Genomic DNA, 22391 nt, shown 5'->3' on the forward strand with positions numbered 1-22391 from the left:
TTAGGGAACAAGCGTGTCGGCTTGATGTCGATTCTGCTCACTCTCTTTCGCAGCAACGTCTGCTGGGCGAAACCTAATCACGCTTTTTTTTACTGTCAACACTCTTTTGCATTTTTTTTTCAACGCCTCGTCGCGGCGCGTCCCGTCGAGCGTGTCCAAAGACGCCGTGCGATGGCGCGCGCCGCTGACCTTGGCATGCAGCGGCGCAACGACGTTTTCAAAAAAGCACTTCTTTTGTGCTGTTTTTTTTTTGCAATGCAGACGCGCACGCTGTTGCCCACTGCACCGACGTAGCAGCGCACGCCTGCTCGCCGCAGTGCGCGCCGCCTGTCCGCCAGCTGAAAATTTTTTATCGACCAAGCTTGCCCAAGGCCTCGCACAAGCAAAAATGCGCAAACTTATTGCGCGTTTTTCGACCCATGCGTGCATCCGCGTGCACTGCCAACGGCATCCGTTGCGCACCGTGTCCAAGGTTGGATGCAGGCGACGCTGCAAATATTTTTCACCGGCTGCACGCCATCTCCTCACGACCGGCTCACGTCGGAAATCCGACACCACGACGGTCGCAACGCAGTCGACGATGTCGCGCGCGCATGCCGCTGGCGAGTGCACGGTCGTCGAACATCGGCAAAGGCTTCGACTGCGAGCGACAGCCGGCACCGGCCGGACGCGTGCAGCGCGGCAGGACGCACGCCATCGGCAGGCGGGATCGGCGCGCGGCCATCGCCACGCAGACAAAAAAATGGCCGCTCCAACGAGCGGCCATCCGGGTGTGCGACGGGCGAGGCGCGGTCAGTGCGCGTCGTCTTCCAGCAGCTCGGCGTAGTCGTCCGGCGACAGCAGGTCGTTGAGCTCTTCCTTGTCGTCGAGTTCGACCACGAAGATCCAGCCTTCGCCGTAGGCATCTTCGTTGATGGTTTCCGGCTTGTCGCTGAGTGCGCTGTTGACCTCGACGACGGTGCCGCTGACCGGGCTGTAGACGTCGGAGGCGGCCTTGACCGACTCCACCACCGCCGCGCCGGTACCGACCTGCACGGTGTCGCCGACGCCGGGCAGTTCGACGTAGACCAAGTCGCCCAGCAAGCCCTGCGCGTGGTCGGAGATGCCGACGGTCACGCGGCCGCTGCTTTCGACGCGGGCCCACTCGTGGGATTTGAGGAACTTGAGGTCGCCAGGGATCTCGCTCATGGGTGTGCTCCGGGGAAACTGTTGGGTTGGGGACAGGTGGCTAGTTTAGACCGCACGACAACACAGGTGCACGCGCGTATCGGCCGGTGGGTGGCGATGGATGTCGCACGCTGCCGGACGTTTGCACGCCCGGCAGAGGTCTGACTCATTCGCCAAGGACGCCGGGCTGCGCCTGGCCGTCGCGGACGAACGGAAACTTCACCGCGCGCAATGGCACCTGCTTGCCACGGATGTCCACGCGCAGCGCGTCGATGCTGCCGGCCGGCACGCGCGCGAACGCGATCGCCTTGCCGAGCGTGGGCGAGAAGGTGCCGGACAGGATCTCGCCTTCGCCGCTGGCGCTAAGCACGGTCTGGCCATGCCGCAGCACGCCCTTCTCGTCCATCACCACACCGATCAGCTGACGCGGTGCGCCCTGCGCCTTTTGCGACTCGAGCACGGCGCGACCGATGAAGTCGCGGCCGTCGTCCAGGACGATCGTCCAGGCCAGCGCGGCCTCGTACGGACTGACCGTGTCGTCCATGTCCTGGCCGTAGAGATTCATGCCGGCTTCCAGACGCAAGGTGTCACGTGCGCCCAGACCGGCCGGCTTGACGCCCTGCGCGAGCAGCGCGTTCCAGAACGCCACTGCTGCCTCCTGCGGCAACACGATTTCGAAACCGTCTTCGCCGGTGTAGCCGGTGCGCGCAAGGAACAGTTCCACGCCATCGCGCGAACGCGTCTGCAGCGCAGCGAAACGGCCGAGCTTGCTCGCCGCTGCGGTATCGGCCGGATCCACCAGTTCGATCACCTTGGCGCGCGCGTTGGGGCCTTGCACGGCGATCATCGCAAAGTCGCCGCGCTCTTCCACGCGCACCTGGAAAGCTGCGGCCTGTTCGCCGATCCAATGCAGGTCCTTTTCGCGGGTGGCGGCGTTGACCACCAGGCGGAAGAAGTCCTCGCGCAGGAAGTAGACGATCAGATCATCGATCACCCCGCCCTGCGGGTTGAGCATGCAGGTGTACAGCGCCTTGCCGGAGACCTTGAGCTTGTCCACCGAGTTGGCCAGCAGGTAGCGCAGGAACTCGCGCACGCGTGCACCGTGCAGGTCGACCACGGTCATGTGGCTGACATCGAACATGCCGGCGTCGCGACGCACCTGGTGGTGCTCGTCCAGCTGCGAGCCGTAATGGATCGGCATGTCCCAACCGCCGAAGTCGACCATCTTGGCGCCGAGCGCACGATGGGTGTCGTAGAGGATGGTCTTCTGGGTCATGCGCACCGGTCCAAGGGAAAGAGGACCATTATCGCCGCCTGGCCGTGCCTGGGGAAACGGCGCAGGCGATGCGGCAACGCGCCGCCGACACCTGGACCTGGCCGCGCCCTATCGCACCGCGCTGCAGCATCGCTGCATGGGCACGACGCGTGCCCTGCCCGATCAACCGGCCGCCTGCACCTGCAAGGTCATGCCATCGACGCCGACGATGCGCACCGGTGTGCCGGCCGGAAGGTCCGGGCCGCTGACCACCCAGAACGCGTCGTCGACCTTGGCACGGCCGCGTCCCTCCCGGATCGCCTGGTCGAGCACCACGCAGCGACCGATCAACTGCTCGGCACGTCGGTTGAGCAGGGGCCGATCACTCTGCCGGCCCTTGCCGCGAAACCAGCTGCGATACACCTGCACCGATACGAAACTCAGCAGCACGAAGGCAACGATCTGCAGCAGCAGCGACATACCCGGCAACGCGAGCACCAGCACGCACACCGCTGCGGCGGCAATGCCCATCCACAGCAGGAACGCGCCGGGCACCAGCGTCTCGGCAGCAATCAACAGCAACGCCAGCACCGCCCAGGCCACCACGTCCCAACGCATGGCTCAGCCTCCCACGCGCGGCGGCATCGGCGGCACGCGCACATGGCTCGCGTCGGGTTTGTTCAGCGCTTCCTTGGCCAGCTCGGCGATGCCGGCGATCGAGCCGATGACGCCGCTGGATTCCATCGGCATCAGCACGAACTTCTGGTTGGGCGCGGTGGCCAGCGCCTTGAACGCCTCCACATACTTCTGCGCGACGAAGTAATTGATCGCCTGCACGCTGCCATTGGCGATCGCATCGGAGACCATCTGGGTGGCCTTGGCTTCGGCCTCGGCCAGTCGCTCGCGCGCCTCGGCGTCGCGGAACGCGGCTTCCTTGCGGCCTTCGGCTTCGAGCACGGCGGCCTGCTTCTCGCCTTCGGCGCGCAGGATTTCCGACTGGCGCGAGCCCTCGGCTTCGAGGATCTGCGCGCGCTTCTCGCGCTCGGCCTTCATCTGCCGCGCCATCGAGTCGATCAGGTCGCGCGGCGGCTGGATGTCGCGGATCTCGATGCGGGTGACCTTGATGCCCCAGGGATTGGTGGCCTGGTCGACCACGCTGAGCAGCTGCGCATTGATGGTCTCGCGCTGGCTCAGCGATTCGTCCAGATCCATCGAGCCGATCACGGTGCGGATGTTGGTCTGCACCAGCGCGATCGAAGCGATCTCCAGGTTGGAGACCTCATAGGCGGCCTTGGCGGCATCGAGCACCTGGAAGAACACCACGCCATCCACGCGCACCACCGCGTTGTCCTTGGTGATGACGTCCTGGCTAGGGACGTCGAGCACCTGCTCCATCATGTTGATCTTGCGCCCCACGCCGTAGACCACCGGCACCAGAAAGTGCAGACCCGGACTCATGGTGTGGGTGTAGCGGCCGAAGCGCTCCACCGTCCACTGGAAGCCCTGCGGCACCATGCGCACGGTCTTGAACAACACGATGACGCCAGCGACCAGAACGGCGATGGCCAAGAAAGAAGTCGGAAACATGAGCAGCCCCTTGCGATGACGAGTCGATCCTTGGCTTGAGTATGCCCTAGCGCCACCTGTCCCCACTGCGCGCCCTACCTTCGGCAACGGCGGTCACGACCCTGCATGCGGCGCTGTGGCTGACCACCTCGGGCAGCGTGTCGGCGTTGCGCAGCACGCCGCAACGCGCAGGCGACCGCGCTTTGTAAAGTGCAGACGTTGCTGCGAGCGCGCGCTCAGGCGCCGCGCGGCGAAAACATGATGATCGCCATGCCGAGCAGGCAGCAGGCTGCGCCCAGCAGATCCCAACGCGTCGGCGTCACCCCGTCCACCCACCACAGCCACAGCAGCGCACTGGCGATATAGACCCCGCCATAGGCGGCATACACCCGGCCGCTGGCATCGGGATGCAGGCTCAACAACCAGACGAAGACGGCCAGGCTCAGCGCCGTCGGCAGCAACAACCAGATGCTGCCGCCCTTGCGCAGCCACAGATACGGCAGGTAGCAACCGACCAGCTCGGCAACGGCAGTGGCCGCGAACAGCAACAGCGTGGTCGGTGCAGCAGTCATGCGCGGCCGGGCTTGTCGACGCCTTGCTTGCCAGCGTCGGCCTGCTGCAGCTCCGGAGTGTCGCGCGCCTGCTCACCGGCCGCGGGCGCGTCAGTGACAGGCGTTGCGGCAGGCTGACCCAGAGCGGGCGGATCACCGCCGCGTTCGCCGCGCTTGACCTGTTGCCACAGCGCCTCCTGTTGCTGCAGCGACAGCGCAGCCAGGGAGGTGCCGTCCGCCTGTGCCTGTGCTTCCATCGCGCGAAAGCGGCGCTCGAACTTGAGATTGGCATGGCGCAGCGCTGCACCCACGTCGACCCTGGCATGGCGCGCCAGGTTGGCGCAGACGAACAACACATCGCCGAGCTCGTCTTCCAGCCGCGCCTGGTTGTCGGCGACCGGGCCACGCGCGAACTCCACGCGCAGTTCCTCGATTTCTTCCTGCAGCTTTTCCAGCACCGGGGCCGGGCCGGGCCAATCGAAGCCGACCCGCGCCGCACGCGCCTGCAGCTTGGTGGAGCGTTGCCATTCCGGCAGGCCGCGTGCGATGCCGGCAAGTGCGGAGTCATCCTGATGGCCGGCCGCGCGACGTTCGTCGCGCTTGATCTGCTCCCAGTTGGCGCTTACCGCCTGCGCATCGTCGGCACGTTGCTCGGCAAACACGTGCGGGTGGCGACGCACCAGCTTGTCGCTGAGCGTGGCGACCACGTCGGCGAATCCGAACGCGCCCTGCTCGGCGGCCATCTGCGCATGGAAGACCACCTGCAGGAGAAGGTCGCCTAGCTCGTCGCGCAGAGCCGGCAGGTCGTTGCGATCGATGGCGTCGGCAACTTCGTAGGCTTCTTCGATGGTGTACGGCGCGATGCTGGCGAAGGTCTGCTCCACATCCCACGGACAGCCGTGCTCACGATCGCGCAGGCGCGCCATCAGCTGCAGCAGGCGCTGGAGGTCGCCGGTCGGCGGGGACTGAGACATGGGGTGTTCCTTGCAGGTGTGGTGCAGTGGAGTGGCGTGCCTGGGCGATGCCGCGGGCACGTGCCGGGTCACCTGGCGGCAGACGATAGGCAGGGACCGCATTGGACGTGACTGCATCGGGATTGCGCGCAGCCGCAGGATCCAACCCGCGAGCGCGCAAGCGGCGGTCGGCAGTGCTCACACCAGCCAGCTGCGCCACGGCAGATTGGGATCGCCCAGCGCGATGAAATCGCCATTGAGCAAGGTGTCGCGGCGGTTGTAACGGAACGGTTTGCCGGTGCCGCCGGCCAGCAGCACACCGCCGGCGGCGTGCAGCACGCACTGGCCGGCTGCGGTGTCCCACTCGGAGGTGGGGCCGAAGCGCGGATACACGTCCAGGTCGCCTTCGGCGATGCGGCAGAACTTCAACGACGAGCCTTGCGCGACTACATCGATCTCGCCCATGCGCTCCAGCGCGGCGGCGGTGCGCGCGTCGCGATGCGAGCGACTGGCCGCGACCCGCAGCGGCGTGGCCGCCGGCGTGCGCGTGTGCAGCATCTCGTCGCGGTCGCCATCGCGGCGGTAGGCGTTCTCGCCCCGTGCGGCGTACCAGACCCGGCCATCGACCGGCGCCTGCACCACGCCGAGCACCGGTGCGCCCATATGGATCAGTGCGATGTTGACGCTGAACTCGCCGTTGCGCTTGACGAACTCGCGGGTACCGTCGAGCGGGTCGACCAGCCAGTAGCTGGTCCAGAACTGGCGGTCTTCCCAGGCCACGTGCGCGGATTCTTCCGACAGCACCGGCACGTCCGGGGTGACCCGGCGCAAGCCTTCGACGATGACACGGTTGGCGGCAAGGTCGGCCTGGGTCAGCGGGCTGGCGTCGTCCTTGATCTCCACCGCGAAATCCTGCGCATAGACATCCATGATCGCCGCCCCCGCCTCGCGGGCGATGGCGATCACGGTTTCGCGCAGTTCCATCGGGATGCGGATCATGGGTTGCGCTCCAGCCACTCGCGCGCAATGAACAAGGCGGCCAGCGAGCGGCCTTCGGAAAAATCTTCGCGCAGCATCAATTCGTCCAGACGGGCGATCGGCCAGGGCACCACCTCCATCTCTTCCGGCTCGTCGCCCACCAGGCGCTCGGGATAGAGGTCGCGTGCCAGCACCAACCAGGATTGGTGACTCATATAAGTAGGAGCGAGCGTCATCGCACGCAGCACCTGTACCTGGCGCGCGCCGTAACCGGCTTCTTCCTTGAGCTCGCGGTCGGCGGCCTGCTCCGGCGTTTCGCCGGCATCGATGCGGCCCTTGACCAGGCCCAGCTCGTAACGATGTACGCCGGCGGCATACTCGCGCACCAGCAGCACGGTCTGCGCGTCGAGCATCGGCACCACCACCACCGCGCCGTGGCCCTGGCTGAGCTGGCGCTCGTAAAGGCGACGCTCGCCGTTGGAAAATTCCAGATCCAGCTGCTGGCGACGGAACGGCCCGTCGCCCAGATCGGTGATCTTGTGGATGGTCGGCAGGCGCGGGCTCATGCGTCGCACGCAGCGGCGGGGCCGACCGATAGAATAGGCGTATGCATCGACATGTTCATGAGCCCGAAATCCTAGCAGACCCGGCAGCCTCCCAAGCTGACGAACATTGGCGGCAACGCGATCTTGCCGTGCTGTGGCACCCCTGCACGCAGATGCGCGAGCACCCGCACACACTTCCGCTGGTACCGATCGCGCGTGGCGACGGTGCGTGGCTGATCGGCCACGACGGTCGCCACTACCTGGACGCGGTCAGCAGTTGGTGGACCAACCTGTTCGGCCATAGCGAACCGCGCATCGGCGCGGCCATCGCGCGCCAGGCTGGCGAACTGGAGCAGGTGATGCTGGCCGGCTTCACCCATGCGCCCGCCGTGCAGCTGGCCGAGCGCCTGTTGGCGATCGCGCCGCGCCAGTCCGGCCGCGCGCCGTTGTCCAAGGTGTTCTATGCCGACAATGGCTCGGCCGGCGTGGAAGTGGCCTTGAAGATGGCCTTCCACTATTTCCATAACCGCGGCGAGCACCGCCGCACGCGTTTCGTCGCGCTGGAAAACGGCTACCACGGCGAGACCATCGGCGCGTTGTCGGTCGGCGACATCCCGCTGTATCGGCGCGTGTATGCGCCGTTGCTGCTGGAGTCGATCTTTGCGCCCTCGCCCGATGCCTACCTGGCCGAGCCCGGACAGAGCGCGGAAGACTACGCATTGCAGGCGGCCGATGCGCTGCAGGCGGTGTTCGAACACTCGCCCGACGAAATCTGCGCGCTGATCCTGGAGCCGCGCGTGCAGTGCGCAGGTGGCATGCGCATGTATCACCCGGCCTATCTGCGCCGCGCACGCGAACTGTGCGACGCGCATGGCGCGTTCCTGATCGCCGACGAGATCGCCACCGGCTTCGGTCGCACCGGCAGCCTGTTCGCCTGCGAACAGGCCGGGATCATGCCCGACCTGTTGTGCCTGTCCAAGGGGCTGACCGGCGGATTCCTGCCGCTGTCGGCGGTGCTGGCCACGCAGCAGTTGTACGACGCGTTCCTGGACGACTCGCGCGAACGTGCGTTCCTGCATTCGCATAGCTACACCGGCAATCCGCTGGCATGCGCCGCCGCGCTGGCAACCCTGCAGATCTTTGCAGACGACGATGTGATTGCGCGCAACCAGCGCACCGCCGCGCACATGACCACGCTGGCTGCGCAGATCGGCGAACACCCCGCGGTGGCCGACGTGCGCCAGGCCGGCATGATCGTGGCGTTCGAACTCACGCAGGGCGGCGACAAGCGCACGCCATTCCCGTCTGCGGCGCGGGTGGGCCTGAAGGCCTATCGCGCCGCACTCGACAAGGGCGTGGTGCTGCGCCCGCTCGGCGACGTGCTGTACTGGATGCCGCCGTACTGCGTGGACGACGCGCAACTTGCGCTGCTGGCTGCGACCACCCGCCACGCCATCGAGGAGGCCGTTGCATGCGCCTGACCCGCTCCCATGTCGCACTGCCGCTGCACTGCGACCAGGAGGTGACGCTGCCGGAAGAGTCGGCCAATCACCTGCTGCGTGTGCTGCGACTGCGCGAGGGCGATGCCTGCGTGCTGTTCAACGGCGACGGCAGCGACTACCACGCGCGCATCACCCTGGCCGGCAAACGCGAGGCGCGCGCACTGGTGGAACGTGCCGAGCCGCTGCGCAACGAGTCGCCGTTGTCGATCACCCTGATCCAGGGCATCGCGCGTGGCGAGAAGATGGATCTGATCCTGCAGAAGGCCACCGAGCTGGGGGTGACGGCGGTCGTGCCGGTCAACGCCGAGCGCACCGAGGTCAAGCTGGATCCGGCGCGCATGGAAAAACGCCTGGCGCATTGGCGCAGCGTGGTGGTGTCGGCCTGCGAGCAGTCCGGGCGTGCGCGCATTCCCACGGTCGCTGCGCCGCACGGCCTGCAGGATGCGGCGCAGGCCAGCGACCCGCAGGCGCTACGGCTGACACTGGACCCGCACGGCGAGCATCGCCTGGGCAGCCTGGCGCTGGGTGCGCAACCGCATGTAATCGTGGCGATCGGCCCGGAAGGCGGCTGGTCGCCGCGCGATCGCGCCACCCTCGCCGAGGCGGGTTTCAGCGGCCTGCAACTGGGGCCGCGCATTCTGCGCACCGAAACCGCGGGGCTGGCGGCAATTGCGGCACTGCAGTCGCGGTTCGGAGACTTATAGCGCCATGACATCGTAGGAGCGCACCTGGGCGCGACCGGGCTTTATCGGGAACGCGTCGTCGCGCCCGGGTGCGCTCCTACCGGGATGTGGAGTTGATCGGCGTTGCGTCGTCCGCTGCATGTCGATGGCTCCGTCCACTGCGTCCCGGCCCTAAACCCGCGCCGACTCGTAGGAGCGCACCTGGGCGCGACCTGGCGTTATCGAGAATGCCTTGTCGCGCCCGGGTGCGCTCCTACGGGATGTGGAGTTGATCGGTTTGGTGCAGCCAGACTGCTGCACCTGGCGATGCGCGGGCGCTCAGCGGCCGTGCTGCAGGAACCAGCTGGCCGCGCCGATCACACCGAGCTGGCCGTGCTCGACGATGCTGACCGGCACCTGCTCCAGCGCCGGACGCAATGCGCCCTTGTCGAGCAGACGTGCGACGAAATCGCTTGCGGCCACGAATGCGGCGATCTGCGGCAGGAATCCACCCGCCAGATAGACACCGCTGCGCACGCCATAGAGCAGCATCATGTCGCCGACCACGCTGCCCATGAAGCCGCAGAACGCCTGTAGCGCATCGCGTGCCAGCACGTCCTCGCCAGCCAGCGCGGCGGCGGTGACATCGGCCGGGCTGGCGTGCAGCGCCGGCACACCCCGTAGCGCGGCCAGTGCGGTGTAGAGATTCAACAGGCCCGGGCCGGAGAGCAGGTGCTCGGTGGCCACATGCGTGCGCGTGCGGCGCAACTCCTGCAGCAAGGCCACTTCCAGATCGCTGGCGGCAGCAAGCGCGGCGTGGCCGGCCTCGGTCGGCAACACCACCGGGGTGGCGCCGTTGGGAATCCACAACGCCGCGCCCAGGCCGGTGCCCGGGCCCAGGATCAGCGCCGGGCCCGGCGCACCCTGCGGCGGACCGGACAACTGCAGGACCTGATTGCCGACCATGTAATTGGCCGCATGCGCCACCGCTTCGAAATCGTTGACCAGATGCAATGCCTGCATGCCGAGCTGGCGGCGGATCTGCTCCGGCGCCAGCACCCACGGCAAGTTGGCGGTGATCACGCTGCCGTCTTCCAGCGCATACCCGGCACTGGCGATGACACCACGCTGCACCGGCGCGCAGCCCAGCTCCGCAAAGAACGCGGCCATGATCTCGGCCAGGCCCGGGTAGTCGGCACACCGGTACTTGCGGTAGTCCAGCACCGTGACCGGTTGGCGTGGATCGGGGCTTTCGCACACCAGCGCCAGACGCACATGCGTCCCCCCCACGTCTGCGGCAACGAAGGTGTCGGGGCGCGGAAAGGCCACCGCTTCCATTGGACTGCTTGCGCTCACGCATTCTCCTGATAAGTGGCCGCGGGCTGGCGTCATGCCCGTTGTCCGACGAACGGTAACGGGGTAGACAACGTTGTCAGTAATCGCCTTGTAACGCAACCGTGGCGATCACGATTTAAACAGGATGCCGCCAATTTCATCATTCACTCAAATTCCACGTTTGCGACAGCGATTTCAGCACAAAACGGCACCCGCTATTTGCAAAAGCGCCATTCCCCATAGAAACAGCTGATCAAAACCGCGAGCCGCCGACGGCGCATTGCGCAACGGTATCGGCGCAGTGCATGGCATCGCGGAGAAATGCTGCATTGCAGCGCAATCGCAGCCGCTTCAGAGATCTGTGACGATGTGTTGACAACGCTGTCAACGCTACGCGAGACTCGATCCAAATCGGGGTTCTGGCAGGAGGGGCCATGGACTGTTCGGTACTCAGGAACGGGCTACTCCCTCGCCGGTGCATTCCAGATTCGTGAGCGGGACATCACCCGATGTTCGACTCGCTGAAGTCGCATTCGCTCTACCGCTTCACCACACGGGGGACACCTCCTCTACCACGCGAATCACCCGGGCCCGCCTCTCGCGACGCGTGCCAGTGCGATCACCGCGATCGGTCAGGGCGTGTTGTTTTGCCGGCCACGCCGAGCGCGTGACGCCTTCCAGAGGCGGCGCGCTCACAGCACTAACCAACGAGGTTTAGCCATGCACAGCCGCACCACGACGTTAGCACTCTGTATTACCGCCGCTCTGTACTGCTCCGGCTCTGCAATGGCTGCCGGACAAGAACAACAGGCTCCTGCCGCCACGCCGTCGGCGACCACCGAGCTGGATACCATCACCGTCACCGGTTATCGCGCATCGCTGGAGAAGAGCCAGTCAGTCAAGCGCTCGGCCAACTCGATCGTCGATGCGATCAGCGCCGAAGACATCGGCAAGTTCCCGGACATCAATGCCGCCGAATCGCTGTCGCACCTGCCGGGCATCAGCGTCGATCGCCAGTTCGGCGAAGGCGAAAAGGTCAGCATCAACGGCACCGACCCGGCCTTGAACCGCGTGCTGCTCAATGGCCAGACCATCGCCTCGGGCGATTGGGGCGGCAACCCGACCGACACCAGCGGCCGTACCTTCAACTACACCCTGCTGTCGCCGGAAATCATCGGCCTGATGGAGGTCTACAAGACCCCGGAAGCGCGCATCGACGAAGGCTCGATCGGCGGTACCGTGATCGTGCACACCCGCAAGCCGCTGGACCTGCCCAAGAACACCATCCGCGGCTCGGTCGGCTACAACTACAACGACCGTTCGGAAGAAGGCAATCCGCGCGGCTCGGCGCTGTGGAGCTGGAAGAACGACGACGAGACCTTCGGCGCGTTGATCTCCGCCACGCATGACAAGCAGGACCTGGCACGCGCCGGTATCGAATACTTCGGCTACACCACCGGCGCCAACATTCCCGCCAGCGCCACCATCACCGGCGACGGCAGCGATGTCGCCACCGCCCGTGTACCGGCCGGCATCAACAGCGCATTCTTCCAGCAGACCCGCGAACGCAGCGGCGTGCAGGGCGCGTTGCAGTGGAAGCCGAACGAGCAGAACGAATTCAACCTGACCGGCCTGTACATCAAGGGCAAGTACAACAACTTCAGCGAATCGCGTTACGTCTGCCCGGCGTGCAACAACGACCTGCAGAAGGTCACCAGCGCCAATGTGCAGAACGGCGTGGTCACCTCGGCGACCTTCGGCGATGGCGCCGCGGGGCAGCCGTACGCTCAGCTGGACGCGAACTACCGCGAGAGCACCGTCACCACCAAGAGCCTGAACCTGCGTCACGACTGGTCGGGCGAGAAGTGGGTGTTCACCACCCAGGTCGGCGACACCAAGGCCACCGGCGGCAAGAACCCCGAGTACCTGATGAAGTTCCTGATGACCGACGGCGGCTATAACTACGCCTTCGATGGTCAGAACACCGCGGTGAACTACGACAACGGCGGCGCCTCGAACTGGACGCTGCCCGGTTCGCCGGCCGGCCTGCCCGCCGGTTCGCAGGACTCCAGCGCGATGCAGGCCGGCGGCATCTTCTATCAGAAGAGCACCGACGAAGAGAAATACTTCCAGTGGGATGCGGCCCGCGACCTGGAGCTGGGCCCGTTCACCAAACTGCTGTTCGGCTACAAGTACATCAACCACAACAACGGCGTGGACGCACGCGGCAATCGCATCAATACCACCGATGCGATCTCGCTGACCCAGTTCAACCCGGGCACCACCCCGAGCGGTCTGTACGACGGCCTGGGCGCAAGTGGCGACCTGACCACCTGGCCGACCGCCAGCCTGAACTCGATCCGCAACTATCTGCTGTCGCAGCCGCAGGGTCCGTACCGTCCCGATTACGGCTCCTCGTTCGAGGTGAAGGAGATCACGCAGAACTTCTACACCCAGTTGAATTACGAGACCGGCAAGTGGCGCGGTAACGTCGGCGTGCGCCTGGTCGACACCACCGACAAGTCGCTGTACTGGCAGACCGCCGATGGCGGCACCAACTACTCGCGCGTGGCCGAGACCAACGACTACCGCAAGGCGCTGCCGAGCTTCAACATCGCCTACGACATCACCGACGACGCCGTGCTGCGTTTCTCGGCTGCCAAGGTGATCGCACGTCCACGCTATGGCGACCTGGCCGGCACGTTCAGCATCAACAGTGCGAACGGCAACCTGACCGCCGGTGGCGGCAACCCGGACCTGAAGCCGTACGAGTCCACCAACTACGACCTTGCTGCGGAGTGGTATTTCGCGCCGTCCAGCATGCTGTCCGGTGAAGTGTTCTATCGCGACATCAGCTCCTACATCGTCAACACCACCAGCCAGCAGCAGCTGACCGATCCGATCAGCGGCAATTCCGGTCTCTACACGGTGACCTCGCCGATCAACGTCTCCGACGCCAAGGTCAAGGGCGTGTCGGTGAACTACCAGCAGTCGCTGGGTCTGGGCTTCGGTGTGCAGGCCAACTACACCTTTGCCGAATCCGATTCGAGCTCGGGCCTGAACCTGCCGTACCTGTCGCGCGATACCTACAACATCATCCCGTACTGGGAGCATGGCGACTGGATGGTGCGTGTGAACTACAGCTTCCGTTCCAAGTACTTCACCCAGATCGGCCGCCTCGCCTCGCAGGACTTCGCAGACAGCTACAAGCAGCTGGATCTGACCGCCTCGTATCAGATCACCGATTACATGGGCATCACCTTCGGCGCGACCAATCTGCTGGATTCCACCTACCGGCTGTTCAGCAACACCCGCTCGACCCCCACGGCGTTCTACAAGAACGGTCGCGGTTATCAGGCCCAGTTGAACTTCAAGTTCTGATGTAGCACCGGCGCGCCACCGACCCTCCACGGTGGCGCGCTTTTTTTTGAGCGGTGTGTTGCATGCAGTGCACCGCTCGATGTTGTACCAAGGAGTGGTACTGGCCACGCCCCTTCGCGGTTGAGGGAGCATGGCCAGGCCCGCTTTTGCCATCCACGTGCCGGCTGCGCTGCAACCGACACGTCTCGCTTGAAGGAGTGCAGTTCCCATGACGACCGATAGCCGCCCAGCGGCTCCATCCCGCCGCCACGCCGGAGCTGCACCCAGAACGCGAATGCTCGCGCTCGGTCTGCTGCTCGCGTTGCCTGCTGCCACGCTCAGCGCGCAATCGCCCACCGCGCCCACCGCCACCACGCTCAGCCCGGAACAGATCGACCAGCAGTGGCTCAGCGCCACCGCCAAGTACGCACCCGAACGCGAGCACCTGGTGCGCGAAGCCGAAGCCGGCGCACGCAAGGGTCCGTTCCGCCCCGACTGGGCTGCACTCAAGGCCTATCAATCGCCGGCGTGGTACGACAATGCCAAGTTCGGCATCTTCATCCATTGGGGCGTGTTCTCGGTGCCGGCGTTCGGCAGCGAGTGGTATTCGCGCAACATGTACCTGGAGGGCTCCAAGGAATTCGCCCATCACGTGGCGACCTACGGGCCGCAGGCGCGCTCCGGCTACAAGGATCTGATTCCCAAGTTCACCGCGCCCAAGTTCGATCCGAATGGCTGGGCCAAGCTGTTCCGGCAATCCGGCGCGCGCTATGTGGTGCCGGTAGCCGAGCACCATGACGGCTTTGCGCTGTACGACTCCAAGTTGTCGGACTGGACCGCGGTCAAGATGGGTCCCAAACGCGATCTGCTGGGCGAATTGTCCAAGTCGATCCGCGCGCAGGGATTGCACTTTGGGCTGTCCTCGCACCGCGCCGAGCACAACTGGTTCTTCGATGGCGGGCGCAAGTTCGATTCGGACGTCAACGACCCGCGCTATGCCGCGCTGTATGGCCCGGCGCAGGTGCGCCTGCCGGGCAAGGACGACGCCGATGTGGCCAACGACTGGACCCCGGTGTCGCAGGCCTGGCTGGACGACTGGCTTGCGCGTACCACCGAGCTGATCGACACCTATCAGCCGGACCTGATCTATTTCGACTGGTGGATTGCCCACCCCACGTTCCGCAGCAGCCTGCCGACCATGCTGGCCTACTACTACAACCAGGGCGCGGCGCGCACCGAAGCCGATCGCGGCGTGGTGGTGAACTACAAGCTGGGCGCGTTTCCGGAAGGGGCCGGCACGCTGGACATCGAGCGCGGCCAGCTCACCGGCATCCATCCCACCCATTGGCAGACCGACACTTCGGTGAGCAATGCGTCGTGGGGCTATATCGAAAACGACACCTACAAGTCGCCGACCTTCATCATCCACATGCTGGCCGATGTGGTGGCCAAGAACGGCAACCTGATGCTCAACATCGGCCCGCGTGCCGATGGCTCGATCCCGGATACCGAGCGCGGCATCCTGCTGGCGATCGGCAAGTGGCTCAAGACCAACGGCGGCGCGATCTACGACAGCAAGCCGTGGCGCGTGTATGGCGAAGGCCCGACCGAGGTGGTCGGCGGCACCTTCCAGGACGTCAAGACCAAGCCCTACACCGCCGAGGATTTCCGCTTCACCACGCGCGATGGCGCGCTGTATGCGATCGAACTCGGCTGGCCGGCCGGCGGCAAGGCGGTGATCCGCTCGCTCACACCGGCCGACGGCGTGCGCGGCGTGACGCTGCTGGCCAACGGCAAGAAGGTGCCGTTCGAGCAGCAGGCCGACGGCCTGCATCTGCGCCTGCCGGCCAAGCCGGTCGGCGAGCACGCCTACGTGCTGCGCATCGATCTTTCTTCTTCCTCCACTCCCTGACGGATGCTGTTTTCATGAGCAAGCGATTGACCTGGATCCTGCTGGCGCTGGCGCTGGTGTGCGCGCCGGCCCTGGCCAAAACCCCCACGGCGTTGTTCTATCTGATGAACACGCAGAAATCGACCAACTCGTTCCTGGCCAATGTCGACAAGATCGACGTGGTGGTGCCGACCTGGTACGGCGTCGACCAGAACGGCCTGGTCAACGGCACGCCTAACATGTACCTGTACGACATCGCCAAGCAGAAGAACCTGCGGGTGATGCCGATCCTGTCGATGACCACCGGGCGCGACGGCTTCCACAAGCTGATGCACGACGAGGCCGCCAAGAAGCGCATGATCGAATCGCTGCTGATCCACGGCAAGCAGCACAAGTACTACGGCTTCCAGTTCGATTTCGAGAACATCGCCTGGACCGATCGCGACGCCTACACGCTGATGGTCAAGCAGACCGCCGATGCGCTGCACAAGGCCGGCTTCAAGATGTCGGTGGCGGTGGTGCCCAATGCCCCGGGCCATGCCGAAGGCGGCCAGTTCTCCAAGTGGATGTGGGAATACTGGCGCGGCGCGTACGACCTCAAGGCGCTTGGCCAGGCCGTGGATCTGGTCAGCATCATGACCTACGACCAGCACACCCGCTGGACCACGCCGGGCCCGGTCGACGGCATGGTGTGGATGAAGAAGCACCTGGATTACGCGATCACCCAGGTGCCGAAGGACAAGCTCTCGCTCGGCATCGCCACCTACGGCTACCGCTGGTACACCGGCAATCCGGTCAAGGAAGACGGCACCGAGGCGTCGAACATCTCCGCCACCTATATCGATGCCGACGAATCGTTTCCGCTGGCGATCGAGCAGAACGCCACCGTGCAATGGGATCCGGTCGAGCAGGAATCGTGGTTCTACTTCTACCGCGACGACATGCGCGAGTGGGTGTTCCGCCCGGATGCGCGCAGCTTCAAGGCACGCTACGACCTGGTGAAGCAGTACGGCCTGGAAGGCTTCAGCTGCTGGGTGCTGGGCGCCGAGGACCCGAAGGTGTGGGACGAGTTGCCGACCGCGCAGCGCTGACCGCGTCATCGCACTGCTGCACGACAGGACGGGCGCGGTCGGTGTTCACATCGGAATGCATCCATTGCAAGCCGATGCGTGCACTGCCCGCGCCCGTTCTGCAACACGCCATGCGGAGCGCGGTCGCTGCGCGACACCACACACCGCGCACCCCGACGAAGCGTGCGCCAGTCCCTGCGCCATCCGGCACGGCTTTGCTACTGTGCGTGGCTGCCGTATCTCCCCCGCCATACCGGGATGTGATTGCATGATGTCGAACTCCGCACCGAGCCTGCGCTCACCGTTATCCGGGCCGCCGTCGCCGCGCAGCCTGTCGTCGCGCCCGCTGTCATCGCACCGACGTTCCTCACGCCTGCTTGCGATGGCGCTGACGGCGATGGTGCTGGCGGGCTGCGGCCAACGCGATGCAGCGACCGCACCTGCAGCCAACCCCGGCAACACCGCAACACTGCCTGCGACCACCGCACCGCTGCCCCTGATTCCCGCCCCGGCCGAAGCCAGGCGCGGCACCGGCAGTTTCCGCGTCGGCACCGGCACGGTGATCTCCATTCCCACCGGCAACGCCGAAGTACGCCGCAGCGCCGAGTCGCTGGCCAGCCTGTTGCAACGCACCCGCGGCCTGACCCTGGAAGTGCGCACCGAAACCAGCGCCTCGCCGCACAGCATCCGCCTGGAGCGCACAGCGCAGGCGCCGGTGGCACACAAAGAAGGCTATAGCCTGGATGTGGACGGCAACGGCATCCGCATCACCGCGCGCGATGGTGCCGGCCTGTTCTATGGCGCGATCAGCGCCTGGCAATTGATGACGCCGGATGCGGGCAAGGGCGATGTCACCGTACCGGCGGTGGCGATCCGCGACTGGCCGCGCTTTGGCTGGCGTGGCCAGCATCTGGATGTGGCCCGCCACTTCCACGACGTGGACACCGTCAAGCATGTGCTGGACGCGATGGCCGCGCACAAGCTCAATGTGCTGCATTGGCATCTCACCGACGACCAGGGCTGGCGCATCGAAATCAAGCGTTACCCCAAACTCACCGAGGTCGGTGCCTGGCGCACTCCGCCCGGCGCCGGCCAGCATGGCACGCCCGAGCGCTATGGCGGTTTCTATACGCAGCAGCAGATCAGCGAGATCGTCGCCTATGCGGCGCGCCTGCACATCACCGTGCTGCCCGAGCTGGACATGCCCGGGCATGCGCAGGCCGCAGTGGCCGCGTATCCGGAAGAAGTCGGCGTGCCCGGCCAGCGCACGCAGGTGGGCGTGGACTGGGGCGTCAACCCGTACCTGTTCAACACCAGCGAACGCAGCCTGAGCTTCATCACCAACGTGCTGGACGAGGTGCTGACCTTGTTCCCGTCGGCGTATATCCATATCGGTGGCGACGAGGCGGTCAAGGATCAGTGGGAAGCCTCGCCCGCGGTGCGCGCGCAGATGCGCAAGCTGGGCGTCAAGGATGCGCACGCGATGCAAGGCTGGTTCAACGAACAGCTTGCGGCCTACCTCACCCAGCACGGCCGGCGCATGATCGGCTGGGACGAAATCCTCGAAGGCGGCGTGCCGGCCAGTGCCTCGGTGATGTCGTGGCGCGGCACCGAAGGTGCGGTGACCGCCGCCAGGCAGGGCCACGATGTGGTGCTGGCGCCAGGCGACTGGCTGTACCTGGACAACCTGCAGACCACCCGCAGCGACGAACCCAACGGCCGCCTGACCGTACTGCCGTTGTCCAAGGTCTACGCCTTCGACCCGGTGCCCGACACACTGACCGCCGAGCAGGCCACGCATGTACTCGGCGCGCAAGGCGCGTTGTGGTCCGAATACATTCCCTCGCGCTGGCATGTGGATCACGCGCTGTTCCCGCGTCTGTCCGCCATCGCCGAAGTGACCTGGTCGCCGGTGGCTGCCCGCAACTGGAAGGATTTCCTGGCGCGCCTGCCGGCGCAGCTGCAGCGCTACAAGGCGCTGGGCATCGACTACAGCGACGGCGCCTTCGCCGCCGATATCGCACTGGAAAGCGGCCCCAACCCGGTGCTCGCTGGCGGCCCGGCCAAGGTGGCACTCGGCATCCAGGCCGGTGCGGGCACGCTGCACTACACCGTCGACGGCAGCGATCCCACGCCGGCATCGCCACGCTATGCGGCGCCGTTTACGATCCAGCTGCCGACCACGGTCAAGGCCACCGCCTTCGATGCCGGCGGCACCGCGCTGGCGGCCACGCGCAGCCGTACTTTCGATCGTGCCGGGTTGTTGCGCGTGGACACCCAGGGCCTGCGCGATTGCGTGGACACCGGTGCGCTCGGCCTGCGCCTGCCGTTGCTGCCGGAACTGACCGCTGCCGACACGCCGGTCTACAACGTCGACCTGTTCCATGCCTGCCGGCTGTATCCGCAGGCGCGCCTGGATGGCGTCGGCGCGATCCGGATCGAGGCCGCACGCCTGCCGAACAATTTCGGCCTGGCCCACGAACAATCCAAGGTGGTGCAGTACCCCGCCAAGACGCGCCGCGGCGAGCTGGAAGTGCGCCTGGGCTGCGAGGGCGAGCTGATCGCCAGCGTGCAATTGCCCAACAGCGCCACGCTGGGCGAACAATTCACGCTGGAAACCGCACTGCCTGCACGCACCGGCATCCACGATCTATGCCTGCGCTTCACCGCGCCGGTTCGCGGCCCGCTGTATGCCATCGGCGCCGTCCAGTTGATTGAAACCACCGCGCAGGCGCCCCCCGCCGCCACGCGCTGATCCATCCAAGGAGAGTCATCCATGCCCCTGTCCCGTCATCGTTGCGTTCCCGCCCCCGCCCGCCTCGGGCTTGCCCTGGCCGTTGCCATCTCGCAGGCCTGGGCCGCGCCGCCCACGGCGACGCCCCTGGACAGCGGCTGGCAGGTGCGGCTGGTGCCGGGCCAGGAGCAGGCCAGGACCTATCCGAAAGCAGCGGCGTGGTTGCCGGCGCAGGTGCCGGGCGCGGTACAGACCGATCTGATCGCTGCCAAGATCGTGCCGGACCCGTTCTATCGCGACAACGAAGGCAAGATCCAGTGGGCGGGCCTGAGCGACTGGCAATACCAGACCCGCTTCAACGTGGATGCGGCAACGCTCAAGCGCGAGCATGTCGAGCTGGTATTCGACGGCCTGGATACGTTTGCCGAGGTCACCCTCAACGGCAAGCCGCTGCTCAGCGCCGACAACATGTTCCGGCAGTGGCGCGTGGATGCCAAACCCCTGCTCAAGCGCGGCGACAACGTGCTCGAGGTCAAGCTGTTCTCGCCGATCAAGAAGATCCAGCCGTGGCTGGCCAAACAGCCGTACGCGCTGCCGGGCGCCTACGATTCCGCCTTTGGCGACGAACCCGAGTCGCGCCACAGCTCCACCTATGTGCGCAAGGCGCCGTACAACTTCGGTTGGGACTGGGGCCCGCGCATGGTCAATGCCGGCATCTGGAAAGACGTGCGCGTGGAAGCCTGGGATGCGGTGCGCGTGGACGGGCTGCATATCGCCCAGCAACGCGTGGATGCCGACAGCGCGCAATTGCAGGCGCAGCTGGAACTGCAGGCCGGCCGCAGCGGGCCGGTGCAGGTGACGCTGGACGTGCTCGGCCCGGATGGGCAGAAAGTCGGGCAATTCACCCAGCAGGCGGTGGTCGACCCCGGCCAGAACCGCATCGATCTGCCGATGCGCATCGCCAAGCCCAAGCGCTGGTTCCCGGCCGGCTACGGCGCGCAGGACCGCTACACCTTCGTGGCCAGCGTGCGTGATGCCGATGGCGACAGCCAGCAGATCAAGCGGGTGACCGGCCTGCGCTCGGTGGAGCTGCGGCGTGAGAAAGATAAGTACGGCAAGAGCATGGAGATCGTGATCAACGGCATCCCGATCTTCGCCAAGGGGGCCAACCTGATTCCGCTGGATGCGTTCCCCGCACGTGTGAGCCCCGAGCGCATGCGCAGCACCTTGCAGGATGCGCGCGATGCCAACATGAACATGCTGCGCATGTGGGGCGGCGGGCATTATCAGGACGACCGCTTCTACGAGGTGGCCGACGAGCTGGGCATCATGATCTGGCAGGACTTCATGTTCGGCGGCGCGGTGCCGCCGTACGACGTGGATTTCCGCGAGAACACCCGGCAGGAGGCGATCGAACAGGTCAAGCGCCTGCGCGACCATCCCAGCATCGTGCTGTGGTGCGGCAACAACGAAGTGCAGACCGGCTGGGAAAACTGGGGCGACCGGGTCAAGTTCAAGCAGTCGGTGGACCCGGAAGAACGCAGCCGCATCGAGCGCGGCATGACCACCTTGTTCGGCACCGTGTTCCGCGAAGTGGTGGCCACCTACGACAGCGACGTGCCGTACTGGTCCACCTCGCCGGGCACCAACTTCGACGGCGCCGCCGACCAGGCCAACGATGGCGACATGCATTACTGGAAGGTCTGGGGCGGCCCCGCGCTGCCGGTGACCGAATACCTCAACGTCACCCCGCGCTTCATGTCCGAATACGGCCTGCAGTCGTTCCCGGACATGCGCACCGTGCGTGCCTTCGCCGAACCCGGCGACATGGATCCGGAATCGCCGGTGATGCGCGTGCATCAGAAGTTCGACAAGGGCAACGGCAACAAGCGGCTGATGCTGTACATCCGCCGCGAATTCGGCGAGCCCAAGGATTTCGAGAGCTTCGTCTACCTGAGCCAGCTGATGCAGGCCGAAGGCATCAACCTGGCCGCCTCGCATCTGCGCGCCTCGCGCCCGCAATCGATGGGCTCGTTGTACTGGCAGCTCAACGATGTGTGGCCGGGTGCGTCGTGGTCCAGCGTGGACTACTACGGCCGCTGGAAGGCGCTGCACTACCACGCCCGCCGCTTCTACGCGCCGGAGCTGATCGCCGCATTGCGTAACGACAAGGGCCAGACCGAGGTGTCGCTGGTCTCCGACCGCACCACCCCGCTGGCCGCGCGTTGGCGCATGCGGGTAATGAGCATGGACGGCAAGCTGCTGAGCAAGCGCGAGGAAAAGGCCACCGTCAAACCGCTCAGCAGCCTGCAGGTGGGCAACTTCAGCGACAAGCAGTTGCTGGGCAGCGCCGACCCCAAGCGCAGCTACGCGGTGTTCGAGTTGTTCGACGGCGACAAGCTGCTGTCGCGCGAGGTGGTGTTCTTCGCGCCGGCCAAGCAGCTGGCGTTGCCGGCCGCCAAGATCGACAGCCAGTGGCGCGCCGATGGCGATGGCTATGCGCTGACGCTGTCCAGCAACACGCTGGCACGCGAGGTCTGGCTATCGTTCGGCGATGTGGATGCCACGCTGTCGGACAATGCGTTCGACCTGTTGCCGGGCGAGCCGTTGACCGTGCACGTGAGCAGCAAGGCCGCGCTGGCGCAGTTGCAGTCCACGCTGCAGGTGCGCGATCTGGCCAGCACGCTGGCCGGCGCGCCACCGGAGCCGGCCGAGACGAAGTAAGCCGCGCCGGGACAGGCGTCTGACGATGGCGCAGCGCTCGTCTCAGGGCGCTGCGCCATCGGCCAAGCCGGCGCGTGGCGCAGTGACTGCAGTCCCGG

17 protein-coding genes are annotated in these 22391 nt (G+C 65.9%); 7 read left to right on the forward strand and 10 right to left on the reverse strand.

Going from position 1 to position 22391, the window contains the following annotated elements; genetic code table 11:
- The 9 genes from ABQ039_RS14110 to nudE all read right to left on the reverse strand — a co-directional run bounded on the left by ABQ039_RS14110 (position 1) and on the right by nudE (position 7036).
- Complete coding sequence (locus tag ABQ039_RS14110; protein WP_374057804.1) at positions 1-429, reverse strand: hypothetical protein; 429 nt, start codon at positions 427-429, stop codon at positions 1-3.
- A 363-nt stretch (positions 430-792) separates the two neighbouring features.
- The gene (gcvH, locus tag ABQ039_RS14115) at positions 793-1188 is read right to left on the reverse strand and encodes a glycine cleavage system protein GcvH (RefSeq protein ID WP_024939260.1); all 396 of its coding nucleotides are present in this window, start codon (positions 1186-1188) and stop codon (positions 793-795) included.
- Positions 1189-1333: 145 nt separating this feature from the next.
- On the reverse strand, positions 1334-2443 hold the full coding sequence (gcvT, locus tag ABQ039_RS14120) for a glycine cleavage system aminomethyltransferase GcvT (RefSeq protein WP_184608833.1): 1110 nt from the start codon (positions 2441-2443) through the stop codon (positions 1334-1336).
- Positions 2444-2605: 162 nt separating this feature from the next.
- Positions 2606-3040 carry an NfeD family protein gene (locus ABQ039_RS14125; RefSeq protein WP_102251534.1) on the reverse strand — a complete coding sequence of 145 codons (435 nt, stop codon included), beginning with the start codon at positions 3038-3040 and terminating at the stop codon, positions 2606-2608.
- A gap of 3 nt (positions 3041-3043) precedes the next feature.
- Positions 3044-4009 carry an SPFH domain-containing protein gene (locus tag ABQ039_RS14130; protein ID WP_024939263.1) on the reverse strand — a complete coding sequence of 322 codons (966 nt, stop codon included), beginning with the start codon at positions 4007-4009 and terminating at the stop codon, positions 3044-3046.
- Positions 4010-4224: 215 nt separating this feature from the next.
- Entirely contained in the window at positions 4225-4560 is a 336-nt protein-coding gene (locus ABQ039_RS14135) for a YnfA family protein (RefSeq protein WP_024939264.1), read from the reverse strand.
- Positions 4557-5513, reverse strand: a complete 957-nt coding sequence (mazG, locus tag ABQ039_RS14140; protein ID WP_104609323.1) for a nucleoside triphosphate pyrophosphohydrolase — start codon at positions 5511-5513, stop codon at positions 4557-4559. Before mazG ends, ABQ039_RS14135 begins: the two co-directional genes overlap by 4 nt.
- Positions 5514-5690: 177 nt before the next feature.
- On the reverse strand, positions 5691-6491 hold the full coding sequence (cysQ, locus tag ABQ039_RS14145; protein WP_016905000.1) for a 3'(2'),5'-bisphosphate nucleotidase CysQ: 801 nt from the start codon (positions 6489-6491) through the stop codon (positions 5691-5693).
- Positions 6488-7036, reverse strand: coding sequence for an ADP compounds hydrolase NudE (nudE, locus tag ABQ039_RS14150; protein WP_016905001.1), 549 nt, complete (start codon positions 7034-7036; stop codon positions 6488-6490). Before nudE ends, cysQ begins: the two co-directional genes overlap by 4 nt.
- 41 nt (positions 7037-7077) lie before the next feature.
- Between nudE and bioA the strand changes: the two genes are divergently transcribed.
- Both bioA and ABQ039_RS14160 read left to right on the forward strand, forming a co-directional pair.
- Positions 7078-8496 (forward strand): adenosylmethionine--8-amino-7-oxononanoate transaminase, encoded by a 1419-nt coding sequence (bioA, locus tag ABQ039_RS14155; RefSeq protein ID WP_184608830.1) that lies wholly within the window; start codon positions 7078-7080, stop codon positions 8494-8496.
- Complete coding sequence (locus ABQ039_RS14160) at positions 8487-9221, forward strand: 16S rRNA (uracil(1498)-N(3))-methyltransferase (protein ID WP_046343762.1); 735 nt, start codon at positions 8487-8489, stop codon at positions 9219-9221. The genes bioA and ABQ039_RS14160 overlap by 10 nt, the downstream gene beginning before the upstream one ends.
- Before the next feature lie 297 nt (positions 9222-9518).
- On the opposite strand, the gene ABQ039_RS14165 is transcribed toward ABQ039_RS14160, so the two are convergent.
- The gene (locus ABQ039_RS14165; RefSeq protein WP_184456977.1) at positions 9519-10517 is read right to left on the reverse strand and encodes a glucokinase family protein; all 999 of its coding nucleotides are present in this window, start codon (positions 10515-10517) and stop codon (positions 9519-9521) included.
- A 717-nt stretch (positions 10518-11234) separates the two neighbouring features.
- Here ABQ039_RS14165 and ABQ039_RS14170 point away from each other — a divergent pair.
- The 5 genes from ABQ039_RS14170 (at position 11235) to ABQ039_RS14190 (ending at position 22293) form a co-directional block, all read left to right on the forward strand.
- Entirely contained in the window at positions 11235-13895 is a 2661-nt protein-coding gene (locus tag ABQ039_RS14170) for a TonB-dependent receptor (RefSeq protein WP_054590992.1), read from the forward strand.
- Positions 13896-14103: 208 nt separating this feature from the next.
- Positions 14104-15786, forward strand: coding sequence for an alpha-L-fucosidase (locus ABQ039_RS14175; RefSeq protein ID WP_349778015.1), 1683 nt, complete (start codon positions 14104-14106; stop codon positions 15784-15786).
- A 14-nt stretch (positions 15787-15800) separates the two neighbouring features.
- Positions 15801-16856: a glycosyl hydrolase family 18 protein gene (locus ABQ039_RS14180; RefSeq protein ID WP_016903894.1), complete on the forward strand. Its 1056-nt coding sequence runs from the start codon at positions 15801-15803 to the stop codon at positions 16854-16856.
- Between the two features lie 247 nt (positions 16857-17103).
- The gene (locus ABQ039_RS14185; RefSeq protein WP_374057805.1) at positions 17104-19590 is read left to right on the forward strand and encodes a family 20 glycosylhydrolase; all 2487 of its coding nucleotides are present in this window, start codon (positions 17104-17106) and stop codon (positions 19588-19590) included.
- A 21-nt stretch (positions 19591-19611) separates the two neighbouring features.
- Entirely contained in the window at positions 19612-22293 is a 2682-nt protein-coding gene (locus ABQ039_RS14190) for a glycoside hydrolase family 2 protein (protein WP_349778014.1), read from the forward strand.
- Positions 22294-22391 lie beyond the last annotated feature (98 nt).

The organism is Xanthomonas sp. WHRI 6108 (genome assembly GCF_040202385.2).
GTDB classification, from domain to species: domain Bacteria; phylum Pseudomonadota; class Gammaproteobacteria; order Xanthomonadales; family Xanthomonadaceae; genus Xanthomonas; species Xanthomonas arboricola.